This window comes from Hyphomicrobium sp. 99, assembly GCF_000384335.2.
In the GTDB taxonomy this organism is placed as follows: Bacteria; Pseudomonadota; Alphaproteobacteria; order Rhizobiales; family Hyphomicrobiaceae; genus Hyphomicrobium_B.
The window spans coordinates 1025437-1051318 of sequence record NZ_KQ031382.1; the positions used below are offsets into that span (position 1 = coordinate 1025437).

General features: G+C 61.1%; 22 protein-coding genes. 17 read left to right on the forward strand and 5 right to left on the reverse strand.

Translation table 11 applies throughout. The annotated features are described in order from the left end of the window. Positions 1 to 104: 104 nt before the first annotated feature. The 11 genes from G359_RS05185 to hisG all read left to right on the forward strand — a co-directional run bounded on the left by G359_RS05185 (position 105) and on the right by hisG (position 13690). Positions 105 to 851 carry a 16S rRNA (uracil(1498)-N(3))-methyltransferase gene (locus tag G359_RS05185; RefSeq protein ID WP_045835262.1) on the forward strand — a complete coding sequence of 249 codons (747 nt, stop codon included), beginning with the start codon at positions 105 to 107 and terminating at the stop codon, positions 849 to 851. A 102-nt stretch (positions 852 to 953) separates the two neighbouring features. After that, positions 954 to 2336 (forward strand): glutamate--cysteine ligase, encoded by a 1383-nt coding sequence (locus G359_RS05190; protein WP_045835263.1) that lies wholly within the window; start codon positions 954 to 956, stop codon positions 2334 to 2336. Positions 2337 to 3080: 744 nt separating this feature from the next. Continuing rightward, positions 3081 to 4553 (forward strand): FAD-binding oxidoreductase, encoded by a 1473-nt coding sequence (locus tag G359_RS05200; RefSeq protein WP_045835265.1) that lies wholly within the window; start codon positions 3081 to 3083, stop codon positions 4551 to 4553. Positions 4554 to 4555: 2 nt separating this feature from the next. Further along, a complete protein-coding gene (locus tag G359_RS05205; RefSeq protein WP_052699192.1) occupies positions 4556 to 5779 on the forward strand; it encodes an FAD-binding protein in 1224 nt (407 codons plus the stop codon). A 26-nt stretch (positions 5780 to 5805) separates the two neighbouring features. Continuing rightward, complete coding sequence (gene glcF, locus G359_RS05210; protein WP_045835267.1) at positions 5806 to 7170, forward strand: glycolate oxidase subunit GlcF; 1365 nt, start codon at positions 5806 to 5808, stop codon at positions 7168 to 7170. After that, a complete protein-coding gene (gene cobT, locus G359_RS05215) occupies positions 7167 to 8213 on the forward strand; it encodes a nicotinate-nucleotide--dimethylbenzimidazole phosphoribosyltransferase (protein ID WP_045835268.1) in 1047 nt (348 codons plus the stop codon). Before glcF ends, cobT begins: the two co-directional genes overlap by 4 nt. Then, entirely contained in the window at positions 8210 to 8977 is a 768-nt protein-coding gene (gene cobS / locus G359_RS05220) for an adenosylcobinamide-GDP ribazoletransferase (protein ID WP_045835269.1), read from the forward strand. Before cobT ends, cobS begins: the two co-directional genes overlap by 4 nt. A gap of 39 nt (positions 8978 to 9016) precedes the next feature. Continuing rightward, entirely contained in the window at positions 9017 to 10216 is a 1200-nt protein-coding gene (locus tag G359_RS05225; RefSeq protein ID WP_045835270.1) for a GNAT family N-acetyltransferase, read from the forward strand. Positions 10217 to 10334: 118 nt separating this feature from the next. Then, positions 10335 to 11789: a histidine--tRNA ligase gene (gene hisS, locus G359_RS05230; RefSeq protein WP_045835271.1), complete on the forward strand. Its 1455-nt coding sequence runs from the start codon at positions 10335 to 10337 to the stop codon at positions 11787 to 11789. Positions 11790 to 11792: 3 nt separating this feature from the next. Further along, positions 11793 to 12971 carry an ATP phosphoribosyltransferase regulatory subunit gene (locus G359_RS05235; protein WP_045835272.1) on the forward strand — a complete coding sequence of 393 codons (1179 nt, stop codon included), beginning with the start codon at positions 11793 to 11795 and terminating at the stop codon, positions 12969 to 12971. Next, positions 12968 to 13690: an ATP phosphoribosyltransferase gene (hisG, locus tag G359_RS05240; RefSeq protein ID WP_045835273.1), complete on the forward strand. Its 723-nt coding sequence runs from the start codon at positions 12968 to 12970 to the stop codon at positions 13688 to 13690. The genes G359_RS05235 and hisG overlap by 4 nt, the downstream gene beginning before the upstream one ends. Before the next feature lie 155 nt (positions 13691 to 13845). Here hisG and recQ read toward each other — a convergent pair whose 3' ends face one another. The 4 genes from recQ to G359_RS05260 form a co-directional block, all read right to left on the reverse strand. Beyond that, positions 13846 to 16032, reverse strand: a complete 2187-nt coding sequence (gene recQ, locus G359_RS05245; protein ID WP_045835274.1) for a DNA helicase RecQ — start codon at positions 16030 to 16032, stop codon at positions 13846 to 13848. 348 nt (positions 16033 to 16380) lie between these two features. Continuing rightward, positions 16381 to 17739 carry a TIGR03808 family TAT-translocated repetitive protein gene (locus G359_RS05250; RefSeq protein ID WP_045835275.1) on the reverse strand — a complete coding sequence of 453 codons (1359 nt, stop codon included), beginning with the start codon at positions 17737 to 17739 and terminating at the stop codon, positions 16381 to 16383. Between the two features lie 64 nt (positions 17740 to 17803). Further along, positions 17804 to 18448, reverse strand: a complete 645-nt coding sequence (locus G359_RS05255; protein ID WP_045835276.1) for a pyroglutamyl-peptidase I — start codon at positions 18446 to 18448, stop codon at positions 17804 to 17806. Positions 18449 to 18506: 58 nt separating this feature from the next. Beyond that, complete coding sequence (locus tag G359_RS05260; protein WP_045835277.1) at positions 18507 to 18923, reverse strand: DUF983 domain-containing protein; 417 nt, start codon at positions 18921 to 18923, stop codon at positions 18507 to 18509. Between the two features lie 270 nt (positions 18924 to 19193). Between G359_RS05260 and G359_RS05265 the strand changes: the two genes are divergently transcribed. From G359_RS05265 to modC, 5 genes are all read left to right on the forward strand, one after another. Then, positions 19194 to 20582: an aminotransferase-like domain-containing protein gene (locus tag G359_RS05265; RefSeq protein ID WP_045835278.1), complete on the forward strand. Its 1389-nt coding sequence runs from the start codon at positions 19194 to 19196 to the stop codon at positions 20580 to 20582. Between the two features lie 11 nt (positions 20583 to 20593). After that, positions 20594 to 21556, forward strand: coding sequence for a carbon-nitrogen hydrolase family protein (locus G359_RS05270; RefSeq protein ID WP_245279935.1), 963 nt, complete (start codon positions 20594 to 20596; stop codon positions 21554 to 21556). Positions 21557 to 21700: 144 nt separating this feature from the next. After that, positions 21701 to 22507, forward strand: coding sequence for a molybdate ABC transporter substrate-binding protein (modA, locus tag G359_RS05275; protein WP_052699193.1), 807 nt, complete (start codon positions 21701 to 21703; stop codon positions 22505 to 22507). A 42-nt stretch (positions 22508 to 22549) separates the two neighbouring features. Next, on the forward strand, positions 22550 to 23248 hold the full coding sequence (gene modB / locus G359_RS05280) for a molybdate ABC transporter permease subunit (RefSeq protein ID WP_045835280.1): 699 nt from the start codon (positions 22550 to 22552) through the stop codon (positions 23246 to 23248). Beyond that, a complete protein-coding gene (modC, locus tag G359_RS05285; RefSeq protein WP_045835281.1) occupies positions 23245 to 23931 on the forward strand; it encodes a molybdenum ABC transporter ATP-binding protein in 687 nt (228 codons plus the stop codon). The genes modB and modC overlap by 4 nt, the downstream gene beginning before the upstream one ends. Positions 23932 to 23938: 7 nt before the next feature. On the opposite strand, the gene G359_RS05290 is transcribed toward modC, so the two are convergent. Further along, on the reverse strand, positions 23939 to 24331 hold the full coding sequence (locus G359_RS05290; protein WP_045835282.1) for a winged helix-turn-helix domain-containing protein: 393 nt from the start codon (positions 24329 to 24331) through the stop codon (positions 23939 to 23941). Positions 24332 to 24684: 353 nt separating this feature from the next. On the opposite strand from G359_RS05290, the gene G359_RS05295 reads away from it, so the two are divergent. Beyond that, positions 24685 to 25839, forward strand: a complete 1155-nt coding sequence (locus tag G359_RS05295) for an ABC transporter substrate-binding protein (RefSeq protein ID WP_045835283.1) — start codon at positions 24685 to 24687, stop codon at positions 25837 to 25839. The last annotated feature ends 43 nt before the right edge of the window (positions 25840 to 25882 follow it).

A 25882-nucleotide genomic window follows, 5' to 3' on the forward strand; every position in this document is an offset into this window, starting at 1 on the left:
GGCAACGTCGAAAAAGACCTATCCGGCTCGTCGCGGCGACGCAATACCGGGACATCGGTGCGACATAGGTTTGACTGCGAGCGAGGCTTCGATAAGACCGCACTATGGCTATCCGCGACCTGACCTCAGAGCGTTTGTTTCTCGACGCTGACCTTGCCGCCGCCAAGCTCGTGGAGCTTGAGCCGCCGCAAGCGCATTATCTGACGGCCGTCCTGCGTCTCCGGCCGGGGGCGCAGCTGTTGGTTTTCAACGGCCGCGACGGCGAGTGGGTTGCAACCCTCGCCGAGACAAAAAAACGGGGTGCGACCCTGACGGTCGAGCATCAGACGCGCCCCCAGGAAACGGGCCCCGACATCGATTATCTGTTCGCGCCGCTGAAGCGGTCGCGGCTCGACTACATGGTGCAGAAGGCGACGGAAATGGGCGTTTCGCGCCTCAGACCCGTAATTACTGAAAGAACGATCGCCGAAAGAGTTAATAGCGATCGCATGCGCGCCAACGTCATCGAGGCGGCCGAGCAGTGTGGTATCCTGGATGTGCCGTCCGTCGAACCGCCGGCGAAACTCGATGACGTTCTCGACGATTGGGATGAAGCGCGCCGTCTCATCTATTGTGACGAGCATGAGCAACTCTCCGACCCGATCGAGACTTTGGGGAAGCTCCCGGCCGGGCCGCTGGCTGTACTCATCGGACCTGAAGGCGGGTTCTCTCCTCGCGAGCGGAACCGGCTGGTCGGCAAACCATACGTGGTGCCGCTGTCCCTCGGCCCGCGAATCATGCGCGCTGATACCGCAGCTGTTGCGGCGCTCGCTCTGGTCAATGCTGTCGTCGGTGATTGGCGTCGCCGCTAACCGCGTTCTCGCAGACTCTTGCCGTTCCCGCCGGTCATCGCCATAAGGCTCAGGCTGCGGAGACTGCTCCGCGCCGGATAAGCAAGGCTAGGCCGCTCGAGAATGTCGACGCGAGAACAAGGCGCTGCAAGCAAGACGATCGAGAGCCGCGAGGATCTCGTGCGCTGGATCGCGGCTGGCGAAAAGCCAAAAGCCGACTGGCGGATCGGCACCGAGCACGAAAAATTCGTATTTCGCACCGTCACGTTGGACCCCGTTCCCTACGGCGGCAACGATGGCATTCGTGCCTTGATGGAGGAGCTGATCCGCCGCTACGGCTGGATCGCGATCAAAGAGGGCGAAAACATCATTGCCCTGAAACGTCCGGATGGCGAGAAGGGCGGCACGATCAGCCTTGAGCCCGGTGGCCAATTCGAGCTCTCGGGTGCGCCTCTCGAAACGCTTCACGAAACCGCAGCGGAAACGGACGAGCACCTGCGCGAAGTGCTCGACGTCGGCGAAGATCTGGCGATCGGATTTCTGGGCGTCGGTTTCTCGCCGAAGTGGCGTCTCGACCAGATCCCGCATATGCCCAAAAAGCGCTATCAGGTGATGACGCGCTATATGCCGACCGTCGGCAGTCGCGGCCTCGACATGATGTACCGGACGGCGACGGTTCAGGTGAACCTCGACTTTTCGTCCGAGGCCGACATGGTGAAAAAGCTGCGGGTGTCGCTCGCGCTTCAGCCGATAGCGACCGCTCTGTTCGCATCGTCGCCGTTCACCGAAGGCCGCCCAAACGGCTTCCAATCAATGCGGAGCGAAGTTTGGCTCGATACCGATAAGCGTCGCACCGGCATGCTGCCGTTCGCGTTCGAAGAGGGCATGGGCTACGAACGTTACGTCGATTACGCGCTCGATGTGCCGATGTACTTCGTCTATCGCGACGGCAATTACATAGACGTCGCCGGCTCGTCGTTCCGCGATTTCATGGCAGGTCGCCTTCCGGGCCTGAAAGGCCAGCTCCCGACCGTCGATGATTGGTCGGACCACCTCACCACGCTGTTTCCAGAGGTCCGCCTCAAACGGTTTTTAGAAATGCGAGGCGCCGACGGCGGGCGCTGGGGAACGATTACGGCGCTCTCGGCGTTCTGGGCTGGCATTCTTTACGATGAAGCCGCGTTGGATCAGGCCTGGACCCTGATCCGCGATTGGACCACCGAAGAGCGCGAACAGCTTAGAGCGGGCGTCCCGAAAACAGCGCTCGCAACCCCGTTCCGTAACACCACGGTGGGTAACATTGCCCGCCAGGCGCTGCGTATTTCGAGGACGGGTCTCAAGAACCGTGCGCGCATCAACGCGAAAAACCAGGACGAGACCCTCTACTTGACCCCGCTCGAGAAGATTGCTGGCAACGGGCAGACCGTTTCGGATGAATTGCTCCGGCGATATTCCGGCGAGTGGCACGGCAACATCGACCGGATTTTCGAAGAATTTGCCTTTTGATGATGCCGCCCGGCACGGGTGCCCTGCAGTCCCCGGTTCAGCCCATGTTCATGGTTCCGGCACTAGCTTCCGCCGCTTGCCTAGGCTCAGCCGCCCAGCACGGCCCGGGGATTTAGGAGGCGGTACGTGTTTGAGGCTGCATTGAAATCGCTGAAATTTGCCGGGAGAGCGTCGCTCGCTGTCCTGGCGATGTCGGCTTTTGCTGCCCAGAGCGCGCACGCCGATCCGTGCGCCGAGGCCTGTCGGTCGCAGCACAATTCCTGCCGGATGGCCGCAAAGCTCCTCTTTTCGGCGCATTGCGACGCTCAGTTGCAGTCCTGCATCACTCAATGTTTCGCTGGCGCCCGTGTCCGTGACGGACGCGATAATCGCGATGGACGCAATCCGCGGGAGGGCCGTCCTCCGGACATGCGTGACCGCGATGTCCGTGGCATGGGCGACCCGCGGGGGCAAGGTGAACCGCGCGACATGCGAGGGCCGCCGCCCCGTGAGCTTCGCGAACCTCGTGACCAAGGTGGCCAGCGTTGGCTCGGGGCCGGCGATCGTCGTTGATGAGCCTTGCGTCTTTCCGTGGGGGAGGCCGAGGGCCATATTGCCGGTCAGGGGCGCACGTGCGAGGATGATTAACGTCTGCGGCCACGCGTCGAGGTTGCCGTGGACGCCATCGAATTCGGGCTGCTGCGTCTTGAGTGGACGCGCCCCCGAAAGCGAGCCAGCTGACATGCCTATTGGAGACTGAGGACGATGCCGCATATCGAGCTGCCTGAGCCCGATGTTGGCGTCTTGCGGCGGCTGCCCATTCTGATCGAGGGCTTGAAAAGCCGCGTCGGCCAGGATCTTCTGATCGTCGACGAAGACGGGCGCCGCGCCTACGAGACGGACGCTTTCACGTCTTACCGCCGCGTGCCGATGCTCGTCGTGCTGCCGCGTACGACCGAAGAAGTCTCCAAGATCCTGAAGTACTGCCACGAGAACGACGTCAAAGTCATTCCGCGCGGCGCAGGCACGTCGCTGTGCGGCGGCTCGCTGCCGACTGAGGACGCAATCGTCCTCTGCATCTCGAAGATGAACCGCGTCATCGAGATCGATTACGCCAATCGCTTGGCGCGCCTCGAAGCGGGAATAACAAATCTTCAGATTACGGCGCAGGTCGCGGCCGAAGGCTTCTTCTACGCACCCGATCCCTCATCGCAACTCGCGTGCACGCTGGCGGGCAACCTCGCGATGAATTCCGGCGGCGCGCATTGCTTGAAGTACGGAGTAACGACGCACAACATCCTCGGCGTCAAAATGGTGCTGATCGATGGCACCGTTGTCGAGATCGGCGGCTCCGCACTCGAGCGCAACGGATACGACCTCCTGAGCTTGGTGATCGGCTCGGAGGGCCAGCTTGGCGTCATCACCGAAGCCACCGTGAAGCTCGTTCCATCGCCGGAAGGCGCGCGGCCGATGATGATCGGATTTCGCTCGCCCGAAGCCGCGGGAAGCTGCGTCTCGGCGATCATCGCAGCCGGCATCATTCCGGTCGCGATCGAATACATGGATCACGCCGCGATCGAAGTTTGTGAGGCCTTCGCCGGAGCCGGATACCCGCTCGACGTCGAAGCGTTGCTGATCGTCGAGGTCGAAGGCTCGGAATCGGAAATCGGCATTCTTCTTGGCCGCATCGCTGAAATCGCCGCGCGCTTCGATCCGAAAACAGTTCAAATCAGCGCCGATGCCGACCAAAGCGCGCGCATTTGGGCGGGCCGCAAAGCAGCCTTCGGCGCAATCGGACGTATCTCCGATTACCTCTGCATGGACGGCACGATCCCGCTCGCGCAGCTACCGCACGCCCTGACGCGCATCAGCCAGATCTGCGCCGAGTACGGACTGAAGGTCGCCAACATTTTCCATGCGGGAGACGGCAATCTTCATCCCCTGATCCTCTACGATGCCAACAGCCCCGAGGAAGCCAACAACGCCGAAATGGCCGGCGAAGCGATCCTGAAGCTTTGCGTCGAACTCGGCGGCTGTCTCACCGGCGAGCACGGCGTCGGCATCGAAAAGCGCGAGCTGATGACGACCCAGTTCTCAGCCACCGATCTCACCGTGCAGATGCGGATAAAAACCGTATTCGACCCGACGTGGCGGCTGAACCCGGCGAAGGTCTTTCCGCTTGCCTTTTCCGATGTCATGCGCGCAGGCAACGCCGCCAGCACGCCGGAGGCCGCCTAATCGTGAGTGAACTTTTTCGCCCCGCCGCCGAGTGGGAATTGCAGTCCATGATCGCAAGGCTCGCGCGCGAGAAGCGCGGCATTGAAGTCGTTGGCCACGGCGCGCTTCGCAACACCGGCCGCGTGGCAAGTTCGGATGTCGTGCTGACGACATCGGGCCTCAAAGGCGTGACGCTCTATGAGCCGACCGAACTCGTCATGTCGGCGCGGTCAGGAACGCCCGTTTATGAAATCGAGTCGGTCCTCGCCGCACGCGGACAAATGCTGGCATTCGAGCCCGTCGATCTCGGCCCGACGACGGGCGCACCAGGCGGCGCACTTTCAATCGGCGGCGTGTTCGCGACGAACTTTTCCGGCTCCCGGCGCATTTCGGTTGGCAGCGCGCGCGATAATCTGCTCGGCGTCCGCGCCGTCAACGGCCGCGGCGAGCTTTTCAAGTCCGGCGGCCGCGTGATGAAGAATGTCGCCGGCCTCGACGTTGCGCGCGGGTTGACCGGCAGCTGGGGAACGCTCGCCGTCATGACCGAAGTGACGTTCAAAGTCGCGCCGCTTCCCCAAACCATGCAGACGCTGGCTTTCGTGGGGCTGCCCGACGATCTGGCTATTGAAGCGCTGAGCGTCGCGATGGCGACGCCGCTCGAGGTTTCAGGTGCCGTCCATCTGCCGAAGAATTGCGCCGAGCGGCTGAAAGTGGCGAAGCTAAAACACGTCGGACAATCGCTGACGCTTCTGCGTCTCGAGACGTTTTCAACGTCCATTGATGAGCGCAAGGAAAAGCTGAAGGCTGCGCTCAAGGTCTATGGCAATCCGATCGAACTCGATCCGGAAGAAACATTCAGCTTGTGGAGCGAATTTCGCACGTTGTCGGTCATGCCGTTCTCGACCGATACGAGCCTGTGGCGGATTTCGACGCTTCCGACGAAAGCGCCGGAAATCGTCGCCGCGATACAAAAGTTTATGGACGCGGTGGCGTTCTACGATTGGTCTGGAGCGCTCGTCTGGCTCGAAGTCCCAGCCGCCGCCGACGCCGGTGCGGCCGACGTCCGCCGCGCTGTCGCGGTACGCGGAGGTCACGCGACTTTGATCCGCGCTGAGCCCGAAATTCGCTCGACCGTCGATGTTTTCGAACCTTTGAAACCCGAGATCGAAAGATTGACACGCGGCATCAAGTCGGCGTTCGATCCGAACGGATTGCTCAATCGCGGGCGGATGTACGCCGATTTCTAGACACGTCGTTTCGGCAATAAGGCGCAATGCAAACCAATTTTTCAAAATCGCAGCTTGAAGATCCCGAAGTCAGGGAAGCCGAACGCATCCTTCGACGCTGCGTACACTGCGGGTTCTGCACAGCGACATGCCCGACCTACGTCGTGCTGGGCGACGAGCGCGACAGTCCGCGCGGCCGCATCTACGCGATCAAGGACATGCTCGAAAAAGGGCTCGACGCGAAGCCCGAGGTCTCGGTTCACATCGACCGGTGTCTCTCCTGCTTCTCGTGCATGACGACGTGCCCCTCTGGCGTCGATTACATGCATCTCGTCGAGATCGCGCGGAAGCACATCGAGAAAACCGGCAGCCGCAGCTTAAAGGAGCGCCTGATCCGGCGCGCGCTCACCGAAATCGTCCCCTATCCCAATCGCTTCCGTTGGGCGATGCGCGCCGCGCCTCTAGGCCGGCGGTTCTCACGTGTCTTCAAGGCGCTGAACCTTCCCGAACTCACCGCGATGGTGAACCTCGCACCAGTCGAAGCGCCGCGTACCGGCCGTTTCCGCGGTCCCGGAAGGGCGTCGCCGACGGGTGTCCGAACCGGCCGCGTCATCATGCTCGCGGGTTGCGCCCAGCAAGTGCTGAGGCCCGAAATCAACGACGCTACGATCAGGCTTTTCGCACGCGGCGGCATCGACGTGATCGTGTCGGCGGGCGCGGGCTGTTGCGGCGCCTTGAGCCAGCACATCGGCCACGAGGAACAGGCGATCAAGGCAGCCAAGATCAACGTCGATGCCTGGAGCAAGGAAATCGCCAAGGGCGGCGTCGATGCCATCATCATCAACACCTCGGGCTGCGGCACCACCGTCAAGGATTACGGCCACCTTCTGAAGCACGAGACCGAATACGCCAAACGCGCCAAGGACATCGCGGCGATGGCCAAGGACGTCAGCGAATTTCTCGATGCCTACGACATCGGCGCGCCGAAACGCTGGTCGAGCCTCAAGGTCGCCTATCATGCCGCCTGCTCGCTGCAGCACGGTCAACGCGTGACGAGCCAGCCGAAGTCTCTGCTGAAAAAAGCCGGCTTTACCGTTTTGGATGTGCCCGAAGGTCACCTCTGCTGCGGCTCGGCAGGCGTGTACAACATCCTTCAACCCGAAATCTCAGGCGCGTTGCGGGATCGCAAGGTGACAAACATCAAATCGTTGCGGCCCGACGTCGTTGCCGCCGGCAATATCGGATGCATGACCCAGCTCGCACCCTCACTCGATGTGCCGGTAGTACATACGGTCGAGTTGCTCGATTGGGCGCATGGTGGGCCTATTCCCAAGGGCCTGGAACATCTTGCTCAATATTCCACCGACGTGCCCCAGCCCAAACGCAGCGTTGAGGACTACATAGGCGCATGACAGTCAAAGCCGACGTCAAACAATCCAGGACGCTGCTCGCCGACGAGCTTCGCGCCCGTCTTCGCGGCAAGGCGAAGCCGGTCGGTTCTCTCGGACGGCTCGAAGATCTGGCTGTTCAGATCGGCCTGATCGCAGGCTCGACACACCCTGATCTCGGCGTCGCAAAAATTCTGGTCTTTGCGGGCGACCACGGCATCACCGCCGAAGGCGTAACCGCCTATCCGTCAGTCGTGACGCGTGAGATCGCGAAGTTCGTTCTGGCGGGCACCGCAGGCGTCAACGTGCTGGCGCGTGCCGCAGGCGTCGGCGTCGAACTTGTCGACGCGGGGATGCTCGAGCCCTTGCCGCCGCACGATCTCCTCCTCGATCGGCGGATCGCAAAAGGCACGCGGAACGCGCGGCGCGAACCTGCCATGTCCGTCGAAGAATGTGAGGCCGCACTCAAAGCCGGTCGCGCTGTCGATGCCCACTTGGATGGCGAAAACGTCGGCATTGTCGGCTTCGGCGAAATCGGAATCGGCAATACGAGTTCCGCCGCGTTGATTGCTCATGCCTTGACGGGCCTCGATCTCAAATCGCTGGTGGGTCCGGGAGCAGGCGCGCCGGCGCTGGGCCTCGATCACAAATACCGAGTGCTGAGCGAAACCGTCGCCCGCGCCGCGATCGAACCGTCCACGTCAGCCGAACGTACATTCGAAGTCCTTCGCCAATTCGGCGGCTTCGAACTTGTCATGATGGCAGGCGCGATGACCGCTGCCGCTGCCAGAGGACGCGTGATCGTCGTCGATGGCTTCATCTCGACCGCTGGAGCGATCGCCGCCGAAGCCTTGAGCCCTGGAACGATCGACAATTGCATTTTCGCGCATTGCTCGGCCGAACCGGGCCATGCCGCTCTCCTGAAGCATCTGAGCGTCAAGCCGCTGCTCGAACTCGAGATGCGGCTTGGCGAAGGCACGGGCTCCGCACTCGCCATTCCCATCATCAGGGCCGCCGAGCTGCTGCTCCGCGAGATGGCGGATCTGCCGGGCGAACACCCTGAATGATCTCGCTTGAACGAATGCGGTTCTACATCGCGTTGCAATTCCTGACGCGTATTCCGCTGAAGCACATCGATCCCCTGCCAAGAGATTGGCTGGTGCGGGCGGCAAAATATTTGCCATTGGTCGGCGGCCTGATCGGCATCGCGACGGGCGGCATCATCTTGCTGGCGTCACACGTCCTTCCGTCGCCGTTGCCGGTGATTCTGGGTCTCGCGTTCGCCATCCTGGTGACGGGCGGACTTCACGAGGATGGACTGGCCGACACCGCCGACGCATTCGGCGGTGGACGAACCCGCGAACGCTGTCTCGAAATCATGAAGGACAGCAGCATCGGGACGTTCGGAACGCTCGCGCTGATTGTAACTCTGGCGCTCAAGGCGGCGGCGCTCGCAGTTGTCGATCCGCTCTCGGCTGCCAAAATTGTCATCGCCGGATTTGCGGGCGCGCGCGCTGCCGCCGTGCTGGCACTCGCGAGCCTCTCCTACGCGGGAGGCGAAGTCGCGAAGGTTAGCCGTACAACGTCCGACATGACCCAAAGCGAAATCGCGGTGACGCTGGCAACCGGATTGATATTCGGACTTATCTGCCTCAGCCCGCTCGTCTTCTTGCTCTCGACACTGTTCGCAGGCGCGGCGGCGGGCATTGTCGCATTGATTGCGCACCAGAAAATCGGCGGTTACACGGGCGACGTCTTGGGCGCGATCGAGCAGGTTTACGAAACCACGTTTTTTATAATCGCCGTGGCCATAATCGCCGGTCCAGGATAATATTCCCGAAAAATAAGTTCGCCGCAGAGTGTATCGCGTATGGCGACGATGGAAACGGGGGGTGGCGCGTTCTTGCGCGCCGAGGGTGGTTGGTCGCGAGTGCTTGACTCGCGCGGCAGTCCCTTCATTGCCGAAATTTTCGACGGCGCCGATGACGCACTCGCCGCTTTCGAAGCGGTCGAGGCGGGCCTTATCTCCAATGGCTTTCAAACACTCGATTGGTTGACGGTCCTCTATGAGGAACTGGCGCCGTCGCGAAAGGCGATGCCGCGTCTCGTCATCGTGACGGAACGCCTTAGCGGCGATGTCGCGCTCGTTCTCCCGCTCGTCGTTCAGAAAGAAGGCAGGCTGAAAATTGCGAGGTTCGCAGACCTCGGCGTGTCGGATTACGGCGGACCGATTTTAGGACCGGCGCAAACGACGGATCGGAAAACCATTCGCCGCCTCTGGCGCACGGTGCGTGGCGCGATGGGCGACGTCGATCTCATCCGCTTCGAGCGGATGCCTGCAGAAATCGCCGGCCATCCCAATCCGCTGTTGGCACGGCGCGGAATCTCGCCTGCACGAAATTCGGGAAGCGTGCTGACCGTTCCTGACACGGTTGAAGCTTATCTTCGCGGCATTGGTAATAACTACCGGAGGGAAGTCGACCGCTGCCACCGGCGCTGGCAGGAAGAAAATGCGCCGCGCTTCTATCGCGCCACGACAGCCGAAGAAATCGCGCATGTCTATCTGGCGCTCGAAGAACAGCGGGCTCGCCGCCGCGTCAGCCATCATATGGAAAACATCCTCGACGAGCCGAGCTATCGCTCCTTCTACGAGCGCTTGGCAATCGACGGGTCCAACGCCGGTCTCGGCGCGCTCTTTGCGATGGAAGCAAACGGCGAGATCATCGCCACCCTTTTCGGCATCGTCCACGGCGGCACCTTCACGCGCCTCTTCGTTTCGACGGCCGGAGAAGAGTGGGGCCACCTGTCGCCGGGCAGGCTCATCATGATCGAAGCGATGAAATATTTTGCAGCCCAAGGCGTCCGCCGGTTCGATATGGGCATCGGTCAGCATCCCCTGGCCCGCGGCTTCGGCGCCAAGCCCGTGCCGCTTTACGACCTGGTGGTGCCGATGGACGGGATTGCCGTGCCGACGGCCCTGTATCATGCCCTGAAACGACGCCTCCGCGCGAAATGGGCATCTCGGAGCGCGGTCAGGCCCGATCAAGTGGCTGGGCCGCGTAGATTTTAAGGACTTTGGAGCCGCTTTCCTCGTGCCGGTGCATCCGATATAAGGCGGGCTCGCGCGCTGGACACCGGAGAGGTGTCCCGGCAACTTTTCCATTTGCGGTACGGCCCCTCATCACCTCATGTCCAAAGTGAATACAAGCACGCGCCCTGAAGCGCGCCTCGCAAAAGGCTTCCGCGATATCGAGGCGGCGGAGCTTCGGGGCCTGAACGACATGACGGGTAAGATCCGCGACGTCTACGAGCGCTATGGCTTCGAAGCGCTCGAGACCCCCGCGATCGAGTACACCGACGCGCTCGGCAAGTTCCTTCCTGATCAGGACCGCCCCAACGCCGGCGTCTTCTCGTTCCAGGACGAGGACGAGCAGTGGATGAGCCTGCGCTACGATCTGACAGCGCCGCTCGCCCGCTATGTCGCGCAGAATTTTCAAGGCTTGCCGAAACCGTTCCGCCGGTACGCGTTCGGCAACGTCTACCGCAACGAGAAGCCGGGCCCAGGCCGCTTCCGCCAGTTCATGCAATTCGACGCCGATACGGTCGGCGCGGAAGGCGTCGCAGCCGACGCCGAGATGTGCATGCTCGCCGCCGATACGCTCGAAGCGCTGGGCGTCAAGCGCGGCGATTACGTGATTAAGGTCAGCAGCCGTAAATTACTCGACGGCCTGTTGAGCGCCGCCGGACTTGAAGGCGACGAAAACGCCGCGCGCCGTCTGACCGTGCTTCGGGCTGTCGATAAGCTCGACCGCCTCGGTATCGAAGGCGTCTCCCAGTTGCTCGGCAAGGGCCGCAAGGACGAGAGCGGTGACTTCACCAAAGGCGCCGATCTGACCCCCGCGCAAACGATGGGAGTGATTGGCTTCCTCGAACGGCCCATCGCTGAAAGCGCCAATGATCCTGCCTTCAGGGCTGGAGTCGATGATCTCCTTCAATTGCAGAAAATCTGCGCGGCGGCGGGTTATGATGAAACGCGCATCCGGCTGGATCAGACGGTCGTCCGCGGCCTCGAATACTACACTGGTCCCGTGTTCGAAGCCGAGCTGACGTTCGAAGTCAAAGACGATGAGGGCAGGCCCGTGCGCTTCGGCTCCGTCGGCGGCGGCGGCCGTTACGACGATCTCGTCGCGCGCTTCACCGGCGAGAAAGTTCCGGCCACCGGCTTCTCGATCGGCGTCTCGCGCCTGCAGGCGGCGCTATCTCTGATCGGCGACAAGAAAGCCAAAGCCCTTGGCCCCGTCGTCGTGCTCGTCATGGACAAGGCCGAGATCGCGACCTATCAGCGAATGACGCAAGCGCTCCGCAACGCCGGCATTCGCGCCGAGATGTACCTCGGCTCGTCCGGCATGAAGGCGCAGATGAAATACGCCGACAAGCGCAACAGCCCGTGCGTTATCATCCAAGGCTCCGATGAGCGCGCCAAAGGCGAAGTGACGATCAAGGACCTGATCGAAGGCGCGAAAGCCGCTGCCGCGATCAAGGACAATAAAGAGTGGAAGGAAGCGCGCCCGGCGCAGTTCTCTGTCTCCGAGGCGAACCTCATCCAGGAAGTCCACAAGCTCATCAAGCTCCACCAGGAATAGAATATGGCCGCGGAGACGGCGCAGAATCTCGAAGCGCTAGCGATGCAAGCGCAGACGTTGATGTCGGTCTTTACGAAGGCCGGCTACGACGCCGTCGCGCCTTCCATCATTCAACCAGCCGACGTCTTTCTCGACGTCATCGGCGAAAGCCTGCGCGCACGCACGTATGTCTTCACCGATCAGGACGGCGCCGAGCTGTGCCTGAGGCCCGATATCACCGTGCCGACGTGCCGCCTCCATTTGGAACGCCACGCTGATCCCGCGACGCCAGCGCGCTATTGCTACAACGGCCCCGCATTCCGCTATCAGCCGCAAGGCGCCACGGCTTCGCACCCGCGCGAGTTTCGCCAGGCGGGCATCGAGCGCTTCGGCGACAAGTCGCGCGAAGCAGCCGAAGCGGAAACGGTCGCAATCGTCATCAAGGCGATCGAAAAGGTCGGCCTCAAGGATTGGACGCTGAGGCTCGGCGACCTCGGATTGTTTTCGAGTGTCCTTGATGCAGCCGACGTCTCGCCGAATTGGAAAAAGCGGCTCGACGACGCTTTCCTGAAGCCGCAGTCGTTTCGCGAAGCGCTCAAAGCCTTCGCGACGGGCGCGCGCGTCGCGTCGCAGAGCATCCCCGAAGATCTGTTGGCGTCGCTCCGGCGTGACGATTTGGAAAAGAGCGAAGCCGCGGTCGCCGTCTATCTCGAGGAAAACGCCATCGAGCTTCTCGGCACGCGCACGCTGTCAGACATCACCGAGCATCTGATCGTCATTGCCGAGGATCGGCAGGAAAAGCCGCTCGACGCAGCTGCGATCGAACTGATCGCTCGCTACGTCGAAGTCTCAGGGCCAGCGACGACAGCCGGCGACAAGATCGCGTCTCTCCTCAAAGGCGCGGCCAACGGCGCCGGCATGGCGCTGGAAACGTATGACAGGCGTCTGGCACTTCTCGCCAATGCGGGTATCGATCTCGAACGCGTGACGTTCTCAGCCGAATTCGGCCGGACGCTCGCCTATTACTCAGGGCTCGTTTTCGAAGTGAATTCGGCTTCTCTTGACGCGAAAAGCCCGCTCGCCAACGGCGGCCGGTACGATGGGCTGATGCGCTCGGCCGGAGCGCAGGTTGAAGTTCCGGCGGTCGGCGCCGCCATTCATTCCGAGCGTCTTCTCGCAGCGACGCTCAAGAGGGCGCCATGAGCAAACTGACGCTCGCGATACCCTCCAAGGGTCGCTTGATGGAGCAGACGACCGACATGTTCGCGCGTGCCGGATTGGTCGTGCGCAAGGTCGGACACGTTCGCGGCTATCGTGGCGAGATCGACGGAATTCCCGAGATCGACGTCGCATACGTTTCGTCTGGTGAGATCGCAGCCGCGTTGAAGGCCGGTAGCGTCCACCTCGGCATCACGGGCGAAGATCTCATCCGCGAAAACATTTCAGACTCGGCGACCCGCATACGTTTCCTGCAGAAGCTCGGCTTCGGTTTTGCCGATGTGATCGTCGCCGTGCCGACATGCTGGGTTGATGTGGCGACGGTCCAGGACCTGGAAGAAATCGCGCTTCCGTTCCGTCGCCTGCATGGACGCTGGCCGCGCGTTGCAACGAAATATGTGAACCTGACGCGGCGTTTCTTTGGCGCAAAGGGCTTCGGCGACTACCGCATCATCGAGAGCGCGGGCGCGACCGAAGGCGCACCGGCAGCGGGCACGGCTGAGCTGATCGTCGACATTACGACGACGGGCGAAACGCTGCGCGCCAACGGTCTCAAAATCCTCGACGACGGCGTCATTTTGAAATCGCAGGCGAACCTTTGCGCTTCAAACGCCGCCGCATGGACGCCCGAGCTTGAGGCCATTTGCTCGACGCTTACAGAGAAGCTTGCAATCTCCGTTCCCGCCAAGGCGACCGCACGCTAGCGTACCTGCCCCCACGCCGCGATTCTCGCGTTTAACTGCGTCATCCCGGCGAAGGCCGGGATCCAGTCAACTTTCAACATTGCCCGTGTTTATGGCTGTCTGGGTGCCGGCCTTCGCCGGGATGACGTTCTTTGCGGTATGGTCCTCAGCAAGCCTCACACACTGTCGGCGAGATGGCATTTCAAGATGCCGTAGTCGTATTGCCCGCCGAGCGCGGAAAAGGCCGGACCGAGCTTTCCCGTCTCGCGCGTTTGGCATCGCTCGAACGCCTCTTCGATCTCGTCGATCTCCGCGGGGTCGAGCTTCAATGCGTCCGCTGCCGTGATCAGTCCGGCTTCGATAGCTTCCGCCAAGTGACCATAGACCGTCGATACTTCAATCTTTCGTTCAGTGGCGATCGCCTCCGCATCGAGACCGCGCAGGTGTGCGGCGAGTGTGGCATTCACGGTCGCCGACAACCGGTTGTTGAGCACCGGATGCTTCTTGAACTGTGAGATGACGTCGAGGAAAGCCACGCCGTAACGCGCAATCTTGCTGGCGCCGAGGCCGAGAATATCGTGCAGCGCGCTCTCCGTCGTCGGCTGCTTCTCCGCAAGTTCGATCAACGTTTTGTCCTGCGCGACGACGTAGGGAGGAAGCTTGGCCGACGCCGCGAGCTTCTGCCGGAGCGTTCGAAGCGCATCGAACAGCGGCTGATTTTCCCGCGCCACCCGCGAAGCGGCAGCAGACGCGGCGCGCTTCGAGCCCTTTGAAACCTGCCGCGTGACGCGCAACAGAAAGCGCTCTTCGCCGCGGAGCAGTGGTCGCGCCCGCTCCGTCAGTATGAGCGAGCCCATGCCCTCGTCGTCGATGGTCAGATAGCCCTGCGCGGTGAGCTGGCGGAAAAGCCCCTTCCACGTCGTCTGCGGGACGTCCTTGCCGATGCCGTAGACGGTCAGCCGGTCGTGACCGTTGCGGATGATCCGCTCATCCGCAGCGCCAGTCAAAACGTCCGTGAGATACGTAACGCCGAAACGCTGCTCGGTGCGATAGACGGCGGACAGCGCCTTCTGCGCGAGAACGCTGCCGTCTTCCGTATGCGGCGGGTTGAGGCAATTATCGCAGTTCCCGCAGGGCTCGGGCCGCGTTTCGCCGAAATACGCCAGCAGCGCCTGGCGCCGGCAACCCGGCATTTCCGCGAGCCCGATGAGCGCATCGAGTTTTTGACGCTGAACCTTCTTGAAGGCTTCCGCGCCGTCCGATTGTGAAATCCATTGCCGGAGTTGCACGATGTCCTGAAAGCCATAGGCCATCCAGGCATCGGCGGGCTCGCCATCGCGGCCCGCACGGCCGGTCTCCTGATAATAGGACTCGATGGATTTCGGCAGGTTCAAGTGCGCGACGAAGCGGACGTCCGGTTTGTCGATGCCCATGCCGAAGGCAATCGTCGCGACGATGATCAGACCGTCCTCGGTGAGAAACTTCGTCTGCGCGCCAGCGCGAATGTGGGCGTCGAGACCGGCGTGATAGGCAAGCGCCCTGCGGCCCTTCGAAGAGAGCCACGCTGCCGTCTCCTCGACCGACTTCCGCGAAAGGCAATAGACGATGCCTGCGTCCGTCGGATGTTCGGTTTCAATGAACTGCCAAAGCTTCTCTTTCGCGCTGAAGCTGCCAAGCTCCGCAATGGTGTAGCGAATGTTCGGCCGGTCGAAGCTCGCAACGAAGCAAGCAGCGTTCTCGAGCGACAGCTCCGAGATGATGTCCTGGCGCGTGCGTTCGTCCGCCGTGGCGGTCAGCGCGACGCGCGGCACGTTTGGAAAGCGTTTGGCGAGAACCTTGAGCTGGCGATACTCGGGGCGGAAGTCGTGGCCCCATTGCGAAACGCAGTGGGCTTCGTCGATCGCGAAGATCGCAATGTCGCTGCGTTCGAAAAGATTGAGCGTGCGCTCTTGCACGAGGCGTTCCGGCGCAACATACAGAAGATCGAGCGCGCCTGCCGCGAATTCGCGTTCGATTTTATCCTGCGTCGCGCGATCCTGCGTCGAATTGAGGAAAGCCGCCTTGACGCCGAGGTCGAGCAGCGCGTCCACCTGGTCCTGCATCAACGCGATGAGCGGCGAGACCACGATGCCGGTGCCGCGACGGATAAGCGCCGGAATTTGATAGCAGAGAGACTTGCCGCCGCCCGTCGGCATCAGCGCCAGGCAATCGCCGCCCGCAAGCAGGGTACCGATAATATCGCTCTGGAGCGGCCGGAAGCCCTTGTATCCGAACACCTCTTCGAGCGTCGCGCGCGCCGCCGCCATGTCGTTCTCTGCAACCGGCGAGAAGGGAAGGGAAAGCGGCGCGGCGGTGGCCGGCATCGGGAAAACCTACTGCTTAGGAAGTCGATGCCGGAAGTTAATCTGATTCGACTTAGGCAGATGCAGCTTCCGCCCCTGCAACACGAAAAACCCGTTGATTTCCCGAGATCTTTTGAGTCAACCAAACGTTGCGACTTTTTAATCCCACGTTCAGAATGAGTTCATCTTTGTCAGGCTAGTGTGTCTCTCAAGCTGGTGATGTCACTTCCCCCCGTGCACACCAGATGCTGCTGAGCCCGGCCAAGCCCTGAGACATCCCCCCGTCTTCCCCGCTTGGTCGGGCCAGCCCCAACTCCCCAAAACAATCGGACATATCGAAGGCGCGGCTTTTATCGCCGCGCGAAGCCGTTAAACGGCGACATTGCCCGCAAGCTTCACTCGATCATTGGCGCTTTGCTGATCGATGAGGTCGGGGCCCACCATTTTGCCGAATTCCATTTCGCGGATGGCCCCGTCCTGCGCATTGGAAATCAGGTTGTTGGCGATGAGGCATTTTCCGGCGTCGCTCGCGCCGGTAACGGATATGCCGACCCGGGCATGACGAATGACGTTCCCGGTCACCGCAATATCTCGCATGAATGAGCCCCAGCCGATCTGAATGCCGACTGTCGGAGCGTTCTCGATCGTATTGCCTGAGACGACCGCATCGGCCTCGACGCCAATGCCTTCGCCTCGCTTGTCCTCAGGCTCCTGTTCGCGCCGGAAGAGGTTGCGAATGAGGTTGCCCTGAATGACCGCGAGGCGGCCGCCCTCGTTGAAATTCGTGACCGAAATCCCGGCCGCGGCCGTATCGACGATATTGTTCGCGATGACCGCGCCCTGGAAACCGAACTCGGCATAAAGCGCAACCTCGCCAAGCCGCTCGCAGCTGTTGGCGATGATCTGAATATTCGAGGCGGAATTCCCTCTGACGGCGGTATACGCGCAATCCGAGATGCGATTGCCGGTAACGAGAACGCTGCCAGCGCGAAAGACGTTGATGCCGTTGCCGTATTCTCCCGTGCCGCCCGAAGCGCTGCGGATTTTCGAGATGCGATTGCCGGAAACGGCGGATCCGTCTTCGCCGGGCGTCGAGCGCCAGACGAGAATGCCGTTGTTCCCGCAGTCCGAGATCGTGTTGTCCTTGATGTCGAGCCCGGCGGCATCGAGGCTCTTCAATCCTGCGTCGAGCGCGCCAGTAATCGTCACGCCGCTGACGTGACCGCTACACGCGAACAGAGAAAGTCCGCTGCCGATGCTGTTCCGAATATCGAGATCGAGGAGACGGATGTCGTTCGAGCGTGAGATGGTGACAGCCCCATCCGCGCGCGTTCGGTCGAAGGGCTTATAGGCACAATCAAAGACGATGCCCTCGAGCACTAGGCCATGCGCGTCCTCGGCAGTGACGAAAGTTTCGCCGCCGCTATAGGCGAGAATAGTCGTCCGCGCGCTCCCGATGAGGCGCGTTCCCGCGCGAAGCTGCAGGCCGCCGACGAGAAAAGCGCCGGACGGCAGGATGACGGGCATGTCCTCCCGGGCGGCCTCATCGATCACGGCCTGCATGAAGGCTGTCTGATCAAGCGAGGTATTGGGCACGAGGCGAGAGGCGAGATTTTTAGGAGACGTCTCCGGCAGCGCCTTTGCAGCTTTCTGGGCCGCGTGCACGGCGGTGGCGGCCGCGCCGAGCCCAAGGCCGGCGCCCAACACCGAACGACGATCGAAGGTCATGGATGGCGCCCCGTTCCCTGCTTTACCGTGCGAAAGCACAGCAAATGAGCGAGCGCGAGAGACGTTAAGCCGAGGTTAACGATGTCTCGTCGGGGGCCGTCTCAAGCGCAATTTTGATGATTTCGAGCGCGGCCTCCGTGGCCTCTTCAAACCGAAGGGGAGGCTCCGTGAGATCAGAAGGAATATGCACGAACCCGACTTGGCAACCGCCGCGCGCTTCCGCGAATGCCAACGAGTGATAGAGGACGGCGTTGCAGAGATAGCCGCCGGCTTCGTTTGAAATAGAGGCGAGATATCCTTTGACGTGGAGGGCGGTCACGATTTCCCGAACCGGGATCGATGACGCGCGGACAGCCGGGCCATCGGCCGATAAGCTCAGGGAGCGAGGCGTAGCACCCGCAGCGTCGACGGCATTCCGGCAGAAATTGCGCGCCTCGGTTTCGAGGCGAAGGCTCTTGGCTCCCGAAGCGACGCCGAAGTGCAAGGCAAGAACGGGCCGATGCTGCTCATGGAGCTTTGCGACGAGCCTGGGCGCCCGGTCCCATTCGGTCGGCAGGGTCGCGGAGGCAAAACGCGCTTCCGGGAAAACGACGCGCGCTCTCCGGGCAACCCGGCGCGCAAGACTTGCGGATGCGTTGACCGGCACACCCGGAAATGAGCCGAAGCCGGTCAGCAATACGGTCGGACGTGGAACGATTCCTCTCGGCATCGGGACCCATTATAGGCTGCCGATGCCGCTGACCAAACGGGAAGGTCCGGATCGGACTCTACGAGCTGGCGTGGCGTTGACGCAGCTGTTCTCTTTGATCGAAGACGAGGCGCCCTTCCTCGGCCTTGTGGAAATACTGACTATTGATGAGCCAGCCCTTCAACGGCCGCAGCGGCGGAATGCACGTCAGCAGGATGATGGGCAAGCTGGTCAGCAAGTGCATCCAGAATGGAGGTCCATAGGCGACCTCGAACCAGCAGGCAAAAGCTGCGCTCGGGATGCACGCGAAGCAAATCACGAAAAACGCGGGGCCGTCTGCAGGATCAGCAAAGGAAAGATCCAAGCCGCAGGCCGGACAACTCTTTTTCAGCGTGAGAAAGCCCTCAAAAATTTTGCCCTTACCGCACCGTGGGCAAAGACCTCTTATTCCGGTTTTGAGGGGAGATAGCTTTGGCCACTGATGTTCGCCGCACATGGCGATGTCCTTTCTAGCATCTCAACTAAGGAGCCATTGTATGGCAATTGTACAGGCTGGAAAAGCAATGTATGCGTCCTGCGCCAAAATGGCAATTTTCGGGGCATTATTGAGATTATATAGGGGTTTAACGAGAGGCTTTGCGCAGTTTTGATAATCGCGGAAAGCACAGACTATCCCAGGACTGCCATACATGCTATTTAATGTATGGCAGTAGGGATCCATGCACGCTATATAATGTATGGATCGTAAAAGGAGAGGCCCGTAGCTATGTCTTCTTGGGAGCCCTGGCTGGCCGAAGGCGAACAGCTCAAATACCGCGGCATTGTCGAAGCCATCGAGGCCGACCTGCGGGCAGGGCGCATTCTACCGGGCGATCGGTTGCCGCCCCAGCGAATGATTGCGGAAATCCTCGGCGTTGACCTGACGACCGTGACGCGGGCTTTCAACGAAGCGAGGCGGCGAGGTCTCGTCGAGGCCAATGCAGGACGCGGCACCTTCATTCGCCGGCGCATGGACGATGGCCGTTTTCTCGGCGCCTCACCCATACCCGCCGTCGACCTCAGCATGAACATCCCGCCGCAACCGGTTGCCGCCAACCTGAAGCGGCTCATTCCTGAAACCATTGCCACGCTCCTCAACGAGGAAAACGGCATGCAGAACCTGCATTATCAGGAGAGCACGGGAAGCGAATCCGATCGCGCCGCGGCCGCAGTGTGGCTCGAGCGGCGTATCGGCGACGTGAGGCCGGCATCGATTGTTCTGGCCAACGGCGCTCAAAGCGCACTCTTTGCAATCTGCGAATGCCTCGCTTCGCCTGGAGATTCCATCGCTGCGGGTTTCGTAACCTATCCGGGCCTCAAGGCCGTCGCACAGCAATGCGGATTCAGGCTTCGACCACTGGCAATGGATGCGCAGGGCATCGTCCCGGAGGCGTTCGAAGCGTGTTGCGTGTTGGACGCGCCCAAACTCCTCTACGTCATACCCGCAATCGATAATCCGACGACGGCAACGCTATCCGAAGAGCGGCGGCATGAGATCGTTGAGATCGCGCGCAAGTACGATGTCGCGATTATCGAAGATGATCCGTATTCGGCGCTTCAAAGCGATCCGCTGACCCCCATCGCCGCTTTGGCCCCGGACATCACTTGGCACATTGCAACTTTGTCGAAGTGTGCAACCCCGGCATTGCGCATCGCGTATGTCGTCGCGCCGGCCGCAGCTCAGGCAGCGCGGCTCGCAGCTGTGATCAGAGCCGTCAATCTGATGGTGCCTCCAATCAATGCCGCCGTGGCATCACGTTGGATCGCGACTGGAATTCTCGATGATGTGACCGTCGCAATCCGTGATGAGAACATCGCCCGCCAGAAAATCGCGAAGGCGGCACTCGGCGATGCAGAGATCGCGGCGGATAAATGCGGTTCCCACATCTGGATGCGCATGCCGCCGCATTGGCGCGCGACGGATTTTGTCCACCACGCGGGCCGCTCGGGCATCTCGGTGGTGCCGGGATCGGTATTCGCCATCGGCGCGACGGAGCCCGAAGCATTGCGGCTGTCGCTGGGCGTCGCGCCTGACCGGGACGCGCTTCTTCAAGCATTGAAGCAGCTCGCGGGCCTTCTCTCGCAACCCTCCGGCGCCGCGAAGGCCATCGTCTAGCGATTGCAGAAATGGAACGCCCGCATATGGAAAAGCCGGTCGTCAGAGCTGCCGTGGTTCAGGCGGCGCCTGTTCTTTTCGATACGTCAGCCACCCTTGCGCGGCTCGAAAATCTGGTGCGCGAAGCCGCCGGGCAAAAAGCTGACATCGCGGTGTTTCCAGAGGCATTCGTCGGAGGCTATCCCAAGGGTCTCGATTTCGGCGCGCGCCTTGGAATGCGAAGCCCCGAAGGCCGCGATGCGTACCGCAGATATTTTGAAAGCGCGATCGCCGTGCCCGGGCCGGAGTGCGCTCTGATTGGCGAGATGGCGCGAACGTCTCGCATGCATCTCGTGATCGGTATCATCGAGAGAGACGGCGGTACACTTTACTGCACGGCGCTCATGTTCGGACCGGATGGTCGTCTTCTCGGGAAGCATCGAAAGCTGATGCCGACGGCGTTGGAGCGGATCGTCTGGGGCCAGGGCGATGGTTCCACCTTGACGGTCGTGGATAGCGAAATCGGCCGGATTGGAAGCGTCATCTGCTGGGAAAACTACATGCCGCTTCTACGCATGGCCATGTATGCGCAGGGCGTGGAAATATATTGTGCGCCAACAGTCGACGATCGCGAAACCTGGTTGCCGACGATGCGCATGATCGCACTCGAAGGCCGTTGCTTCGTGCTCTCGGCTAGCCAATACCTTTCGCGCGCGGACTGTCCGCAATCCTTTAGCGAACTGCTCGACGGCGAACCGCCCGCCGTTCTGATCCGTGGCGGCTCCTGCATCGTCGATCCACTTGGAAACGTCCTGTTGGCGCCCCACTTCGATGGACCCTCCGTTCGCGTCGCCGAACTCGATCGGCGAATGATCGCGCGTGGCAAATACGATCTCGACGTCGTCGGACATTATGCGCGGCCCGACGTGTTCGCTTTGAGCGTCAATACCGCGCCGCAAGCTCCGGTAAAATTCGAGCCCGTCCCGCCGGTTTGAAATCAAGCCGCACCGGGCCCGGAACCGTTGCGCCGGATGCCGACCGTTGCTTTCCGGCAAAGTGTCACGAAACGCCAGTTGCAAACGCTCGGAAGCTAGATATCCTTACGGCTATATCGGAATCGGCAAAAGGAACTGTCCGCAATGCAGGCAGCGTTCAATTTTTCGCGTCTATCACTCAAGATAGCTCTGGCCGGCATCATGCTGGTTTCGGCGCTTTTCGTCGAAGCTCAGGCCCAGAAGACTGACACGACGACCGTCACCATCTTTGCGGCGGCCAGCCTCAAGAACGCATTGGATGGCGCCGCGGCGGCGTATGAGAAAAGCACGGGCAACAAGGTCGTCATCTCCTATGCCGGATCGTCCGCGCTCGCGAAACAAATCGAGCAGGGCGCACCGGCCGACATCTTCGTTTCGGCCGACCTCGATTGGATGGACTACGTCCAGAAGGCGAAGCTCATCAAGGATGACTCGCGCTTCAATCTTCTGGGCAATCGCCTCGTTCTGATCGCACCGAAGGAAAGCACCGCCTCGCTCAAGATCGGCAAGGATTTCCCGATCGCTGCAGCGCTCGGCGATGGTCATCTTGCGATGGCGAACGTGAAGTCGGTTCCGGCCGGAAAGTATGGCTCGGCAGCTTTGGAAAAACTCGGCGTGTGGACAGCCGTCGAGCCGAAAGTCGCGCAAGCCGACAACGTCCGTGCTGCACTCGCGCTCGTCGCGCAGGGCGAAGCGCCGCTGGGCATCGTCTACGAAACCGACGCCGTGGCGGAGCCCAAAGTTAAGATTGTCGACGTCTTTCCCGAAGACTCACACCCGCCGATCATCTATCCGGTTGCAGTCATCGGCGCGACCAAGAATGGCGACGCCGCCAAGGCCTTCATCGACTATCTGAAATCGCCGGAAGCCCAGGCGTTCTTTAGGAAGCAAGGGTTCTCGATCCTCAAGTAGCAACGGATCGAACGACTGAGCGGCGAACCGAGAGGCGGATCAGTGTTTGGATTTTCTCCCGACGAGTGGAAGGCGATTGAACTCAGTCTGCGGGTCGCCACCGTCGGAACGCTGGTCGGCCTGCCGGTCGCGCTTCTCGCCGCCTATGCGCTGGCGCGGTGGCGCTTTCCGGGGAAGATCATCGTCGATGGCGTCCTGCACCTGCCGCTCGTTCTGCCGCCCGTCGTAACCGGTTACTTTCTGTTGCTGATGTTCGGCAAGCAGGGTCCGCTCGGAAGGGGAATCTACGATCTCTTCGGGATAACGTTTTCCTTCCGATGGACCGGCGCCGCACTCGCTTGCGGCGTCATGGGCTTTCCGTTGATGCTGAGAGCCATACGGCTTTCGTTCGAAGCCATCGACCGCAGGCTTGAGAAGGCGGCCGGTACCCTCGGCGCCAACCCGTACTGGACGTTCTTCCTTGTCACATTGCCGTTGGCGCTCCCCGGAATTCTCGTCGGCGCCATTCTCTGTTTTGCCAAGGCCCTGGGCGAGTTCGGCGCCACGATCACCTTCGTTTCGAACATCCCGGGCGAAACGCAGACGATTCCTTCAGCGATCTACACCTTCACGCAAGTTCCCGGCGGCGAGGCTCAGGCACTTCGGCTATCGTTGGTGTCGATCGTCATCGCAATGGTGGCGCTCATCGTGTCGGAAGTGTTGAACCGCCGTATCCAAAAGCGTATCGCCGTATTCGAATGAAGGAATTGAAACCACTTCTGAGCGTCCGCGCTTTGCAAAAGCGACCGGACTTCACTCTCGATGTTGCCTTCGAAAGCGATAGCGCGCTGACGGCTTTGTTCGGTCCCTCAGGATCGGGGAAGTCGACCATCCTCAATATGATTGCCGGCATCCAGAAGCCCGAGAACGGTCGCATCGTCGTTGCCGGGAACGTGCTGACCGACACGGCCGCACGAATCTTCATTCCCCCGCACAAGCGCCGCGTCGGCTTCGTCTTTCAGGACGCGCAACTCTTTCCCCATCTGACTGTGCTGCAGAACATTAAGTTCGGGCAGTGGTTCAACCGTCGGGAAAAACAGGGGCTGCCGTTCGAGACGATCGTCGATGTCCTCGGCATTGGAGCGCTGCTGAAGCGGCGGCCCGCGACGCTATCGGGCGGCGAAAGGCATCGCGTTGCGTTGGCGCGGGCCCTCATGTCCTCGCCGCGCATTCTGCTGATGGACGAACCTCTTTCCGCGCTCGATGACGCCCGCCGCGGCGAGATCATGGGTCTGATCGAACGGATCCGCGACGAGTTTGCCGTTCCGATCGTTTACGTCACCCATAACGTCGATGAAGTGCGGCGGCTTGCATCGCGCGTCATACGCCTCAGAGCCGGTCGCGTCGTCGCCACCGGCGATGTCAACCAGGCGCTGGGTCCGTAACCCAGGATTAAGCGCGAGCTGCTTGTGGCGATTTCTTCGCCGGCTTCGTATCGCTCTTCTGGTTTCGAGCAAGGTGCTTTTCTATCGACGCCAGCGGCTTTGCGAAGACGCTGAGCGCTTTCGCCTCCATGTCGCGATACTGCCGGACGAGGTCGGCGCCGAACGGCGTCAGCTTTGCAGCTCCACCGCCGCGACCGCCGTGCTGGCGTTCAATCAACGGGTCGGTGAACAGCGCGCTGAAGTCGTCCATCAAATACCAGGCGCGCTTGTACGACATGTCCATGGCCTTCGCGGCCTTCGAAATGGAACCGTGCTGACCGATCAACTCGAGAAGTTGGATGCGACCGTGTCCAATGTAGCGATCGCCATCAAAGTCGATGCGGATCTTAATGACCGTCATTCGCTCCCGCTCCGCAATTCAAAAACCAATCCGCCGGTTTGTTACGCCGGACGCCGCCTCCGGCAAACCTGCCAGTTGAACGCCCCGTTTGGTAAAATCCTACGCTAAAACCAATCGTGACCGCAGCCAATATGCTGAGTCCCTTTGCAAATTGGGACTAAAATTTTGGCGGGTGGAGGCCGCGCTGCCGAAACTCTATTCAACCCTCGCTTTTCGTTCGATAGATCGATCATGCGTCCCTGGCGCGACCGCAATTACTAAACTAACATCAACAAGGTATGCGCGGTGATGGGGAACAAGGGGTGAAACTCCGATCCCTGATCTTGGCGTGGCAATCGGAGGAGTAAGCACACATGATGCCCAGCCGGAAGACACTTGTTACGTCCGGAGCGTTTCTCTTGGTCGGCAGTTTTGCCGTCTGGGGCGACCCGGCCAAATCCGTCGGCGAAGGAGAAGGCCAGCTCGATATCGTAGCCTGGCCCGGATATGTCGAGAGGGGCGAGTCGGACAAGAATTACGACTGGGTGACTGGCTTCGAAAAAGAAACGGGCTGCAAGGTCAACGTCAAGACGGCGGCGACATCCGATGAGATGGTCACGCTGATGAACCAGGGTGGCTTCGATCTGGTCACGGCGTCAGGCGACGCCTCGCTGAGGCTCGTCGCAGGCAAGAAAGTTCAGCCGATCAACATCGATCTCGTTCCGAGCTGGAAGACGCTCGATCCGCGGCTGCAGAATGCGCCTTGGCACACCGTCGATGGCGTCCATTACGGCGTTCCCTATCAGTGGGGACCGAACGTCCTTGCCTACAACACAAACGTTTTCAAGGAAGCGCCGAAGACTTGGTCGGTGGTATTCGAGGAACAGACCCTTCCCGACGGCAAGAGCAACAAAGGCCGCGTGCAGGCCTATGATGGTCCGATCTACATCGCTGACGCTGCGCTCTACCTGAGCAAGAAGAAGCCGGAGCTCGGCATCAAGAACCCTTACGAGTTGAACAAGGAGCAGTACGCTGCGGCCGTCGCGTTGTTGCAGTCGCAGCGCGCTCTCATCGGCCGCTATTGGCATGATGCGACCGTGCAGGTCGACGACTTCAAGAACGAGGGTGTCGTGGCGTCGTCCTCCTGGCCCTATCAGGTGAACCTACTGCAGGCCGACAAAAAGCCGATCGCCTCGACAATTCCTGAAGAGGGCGCCACCGGCTGGGCCGATACGACGATGATGCACGTCGACGCAAAGCATCCGAACTGCGCGTACAAGTGGCTCGAGCATTCCTTGAATCCGAAACTCCAGGGCGATCTGGCCTCGTGGTTTGGTTCGGTACCGACAGTACCGGCCGCCTGTAAGGGCAACGCTTTGCTGACGGAGACGGGCTGTGCGACCAATGGCTCGGAAAACTTCGATAAAATCTGGTTCTGGCGCACGCCGACGGCGAAGTGCGAGAAGGAAAGCTCTTGCGTGCCCTATTCGCAATGGGCGAAAGATTATATCGCCATTCTCGGTAAGTAATCACACTCCCTGCGGTCGGCCGTCTTGGCCGGCCGCAGGCATC

Bases quoted from the DNA above. Each gene is read 5' to 3' on its own strand.
- G359_RS05270 (WP_245279935.1), top strand. From the start codon at position 20,594: ATGGAACGCCCGCATATGGAAAAGCCGGTCGTCAGAGCTGCCGTGGTT.
- G359_RS05235 (WP_045835272.1), top strand. From the start codon at position 11,793: ATGGCCGCGGAGACGGCGCAGAATCTCGAAGCGCTAGCGATGCAAGCG.
- hisG (WP_045835273.1), top strand. From the start codon at position 12,968: ATGAGCAAACTGACGCTCGCGATACCCTCCAAGGGTCGCTTGATGGAG.
- G359_RS05255 (WP_045835276.1), bottom strand. From the start codon at position 18,448: ATGCCGAGAGGAATCGTTCCACGTCCGACCGTATTGCTGACCGGCTTC.
- cobT (WP_045835268.1), top strand. From the start codon at position 7,167: ATGACAGTCAAAGCCGACGTCAAACAATCCAGGACGCTGCTCGCCGAC.
- G359_RS05260 (WP_045835277.1), bottom strand. From the start codon at position 18,923: ATGTGCGGCGAACATCAGTGGCCAAAGCTATCTCCCCTCAAAACCGGA.
- G359_RS05250 (WP_045835275.1), bottom strand. From the start codon at position 17,739: ATGACCTTCGATCGTCGTTCGGTGTTGGGCGCCGGCCTTGGGCTCGGC.
- modC (WP_045835281.1), top strand. From the start codon at position 23,245: ATGAAGGAATTGAAACCACTTCTGAGCGTCCGCGCTTTGCAAAAGCGA.
- G359_RS05225 (WP_045835270.1), top strand. From the start codon at position 9,017: ATGGCGACGATGGAAACGGGGGGTGGCGCGTTCTTGCGCGCCGAGGGT.
- cobS (WP_045835269.1), top strand. From the start codon at position 8,210: ATGATCTCGCTTGAACGAATGCGGTTCTACATCGCGTTGCAATTCCTG.
- glcF (WP_045835267.1), top strand. From the start codon at position 5,806: ATGCAAACCAATTTTTCAAAATCGCAGCTTGAAGATCCCGAAGTCAGG.
- G359_RS05200 (WP_045835265.1), top strand. From the start codon at position 3,081: ATGCCGCATATCGAGCTGCCTGAGCCCGATGTTGGCGTCTTGCGGCGG.
- G359_RS05185 (WP_045835262.1), top strand. From the start codon at position 105: ATGGCTATCCGCGACCTGACCTCAGAGCGTTTGTTTCTCGACGCTGAC.
- hisS (WP_045835271.1), top strand. From the start codon at position 10,335: ATGTCCAAAGTGAATACAAGCACGCGCCCTGAAGCGCGCCTCGCAAAA.
- G359_RS05290 (WP_045835282.1), bottom strand. From the start codon at position 24,331: ATGACGGTCATTAAGATCCGCATCGACTTTGATGGCGATCGCTACATT.
- modA (WP_052699193.1), top strand. From the start codon at position 21,701: ATGCAGGCAGCGTTCAATTTTTCGCGTCTATCACTCAAGATAGCTCTG.
- recQ (WP_045835274.1), bottom strand. From the start codon at position 16,032: ATGCCGGCCACCGCCGCGCCGCTTTCCCTTCCCTTCTCGCCGGTTGCA.
- G359_RS05190 (WP_045835263.1), top strand. From the start codon at position 954: ATGTCGACGCGAGAACAAGGCGCTGCAAGCAAGACGATCGAGAGCCGC.
- G359_RS05295 (WP_045835283.1), top strand. From the start codon at position 24,685: ATGATGCCCAGCCGGAAGACACTTGTTACGTCCGGAGCGTTTCTCTTG.
- G359_RS05265 (WP_045835278.1), top strand. From the start codon at position 19,194: ATGTCTTCTTGGGAGCCCTGGCTGGCCGAAGGCGAACAGCTCAAATAC.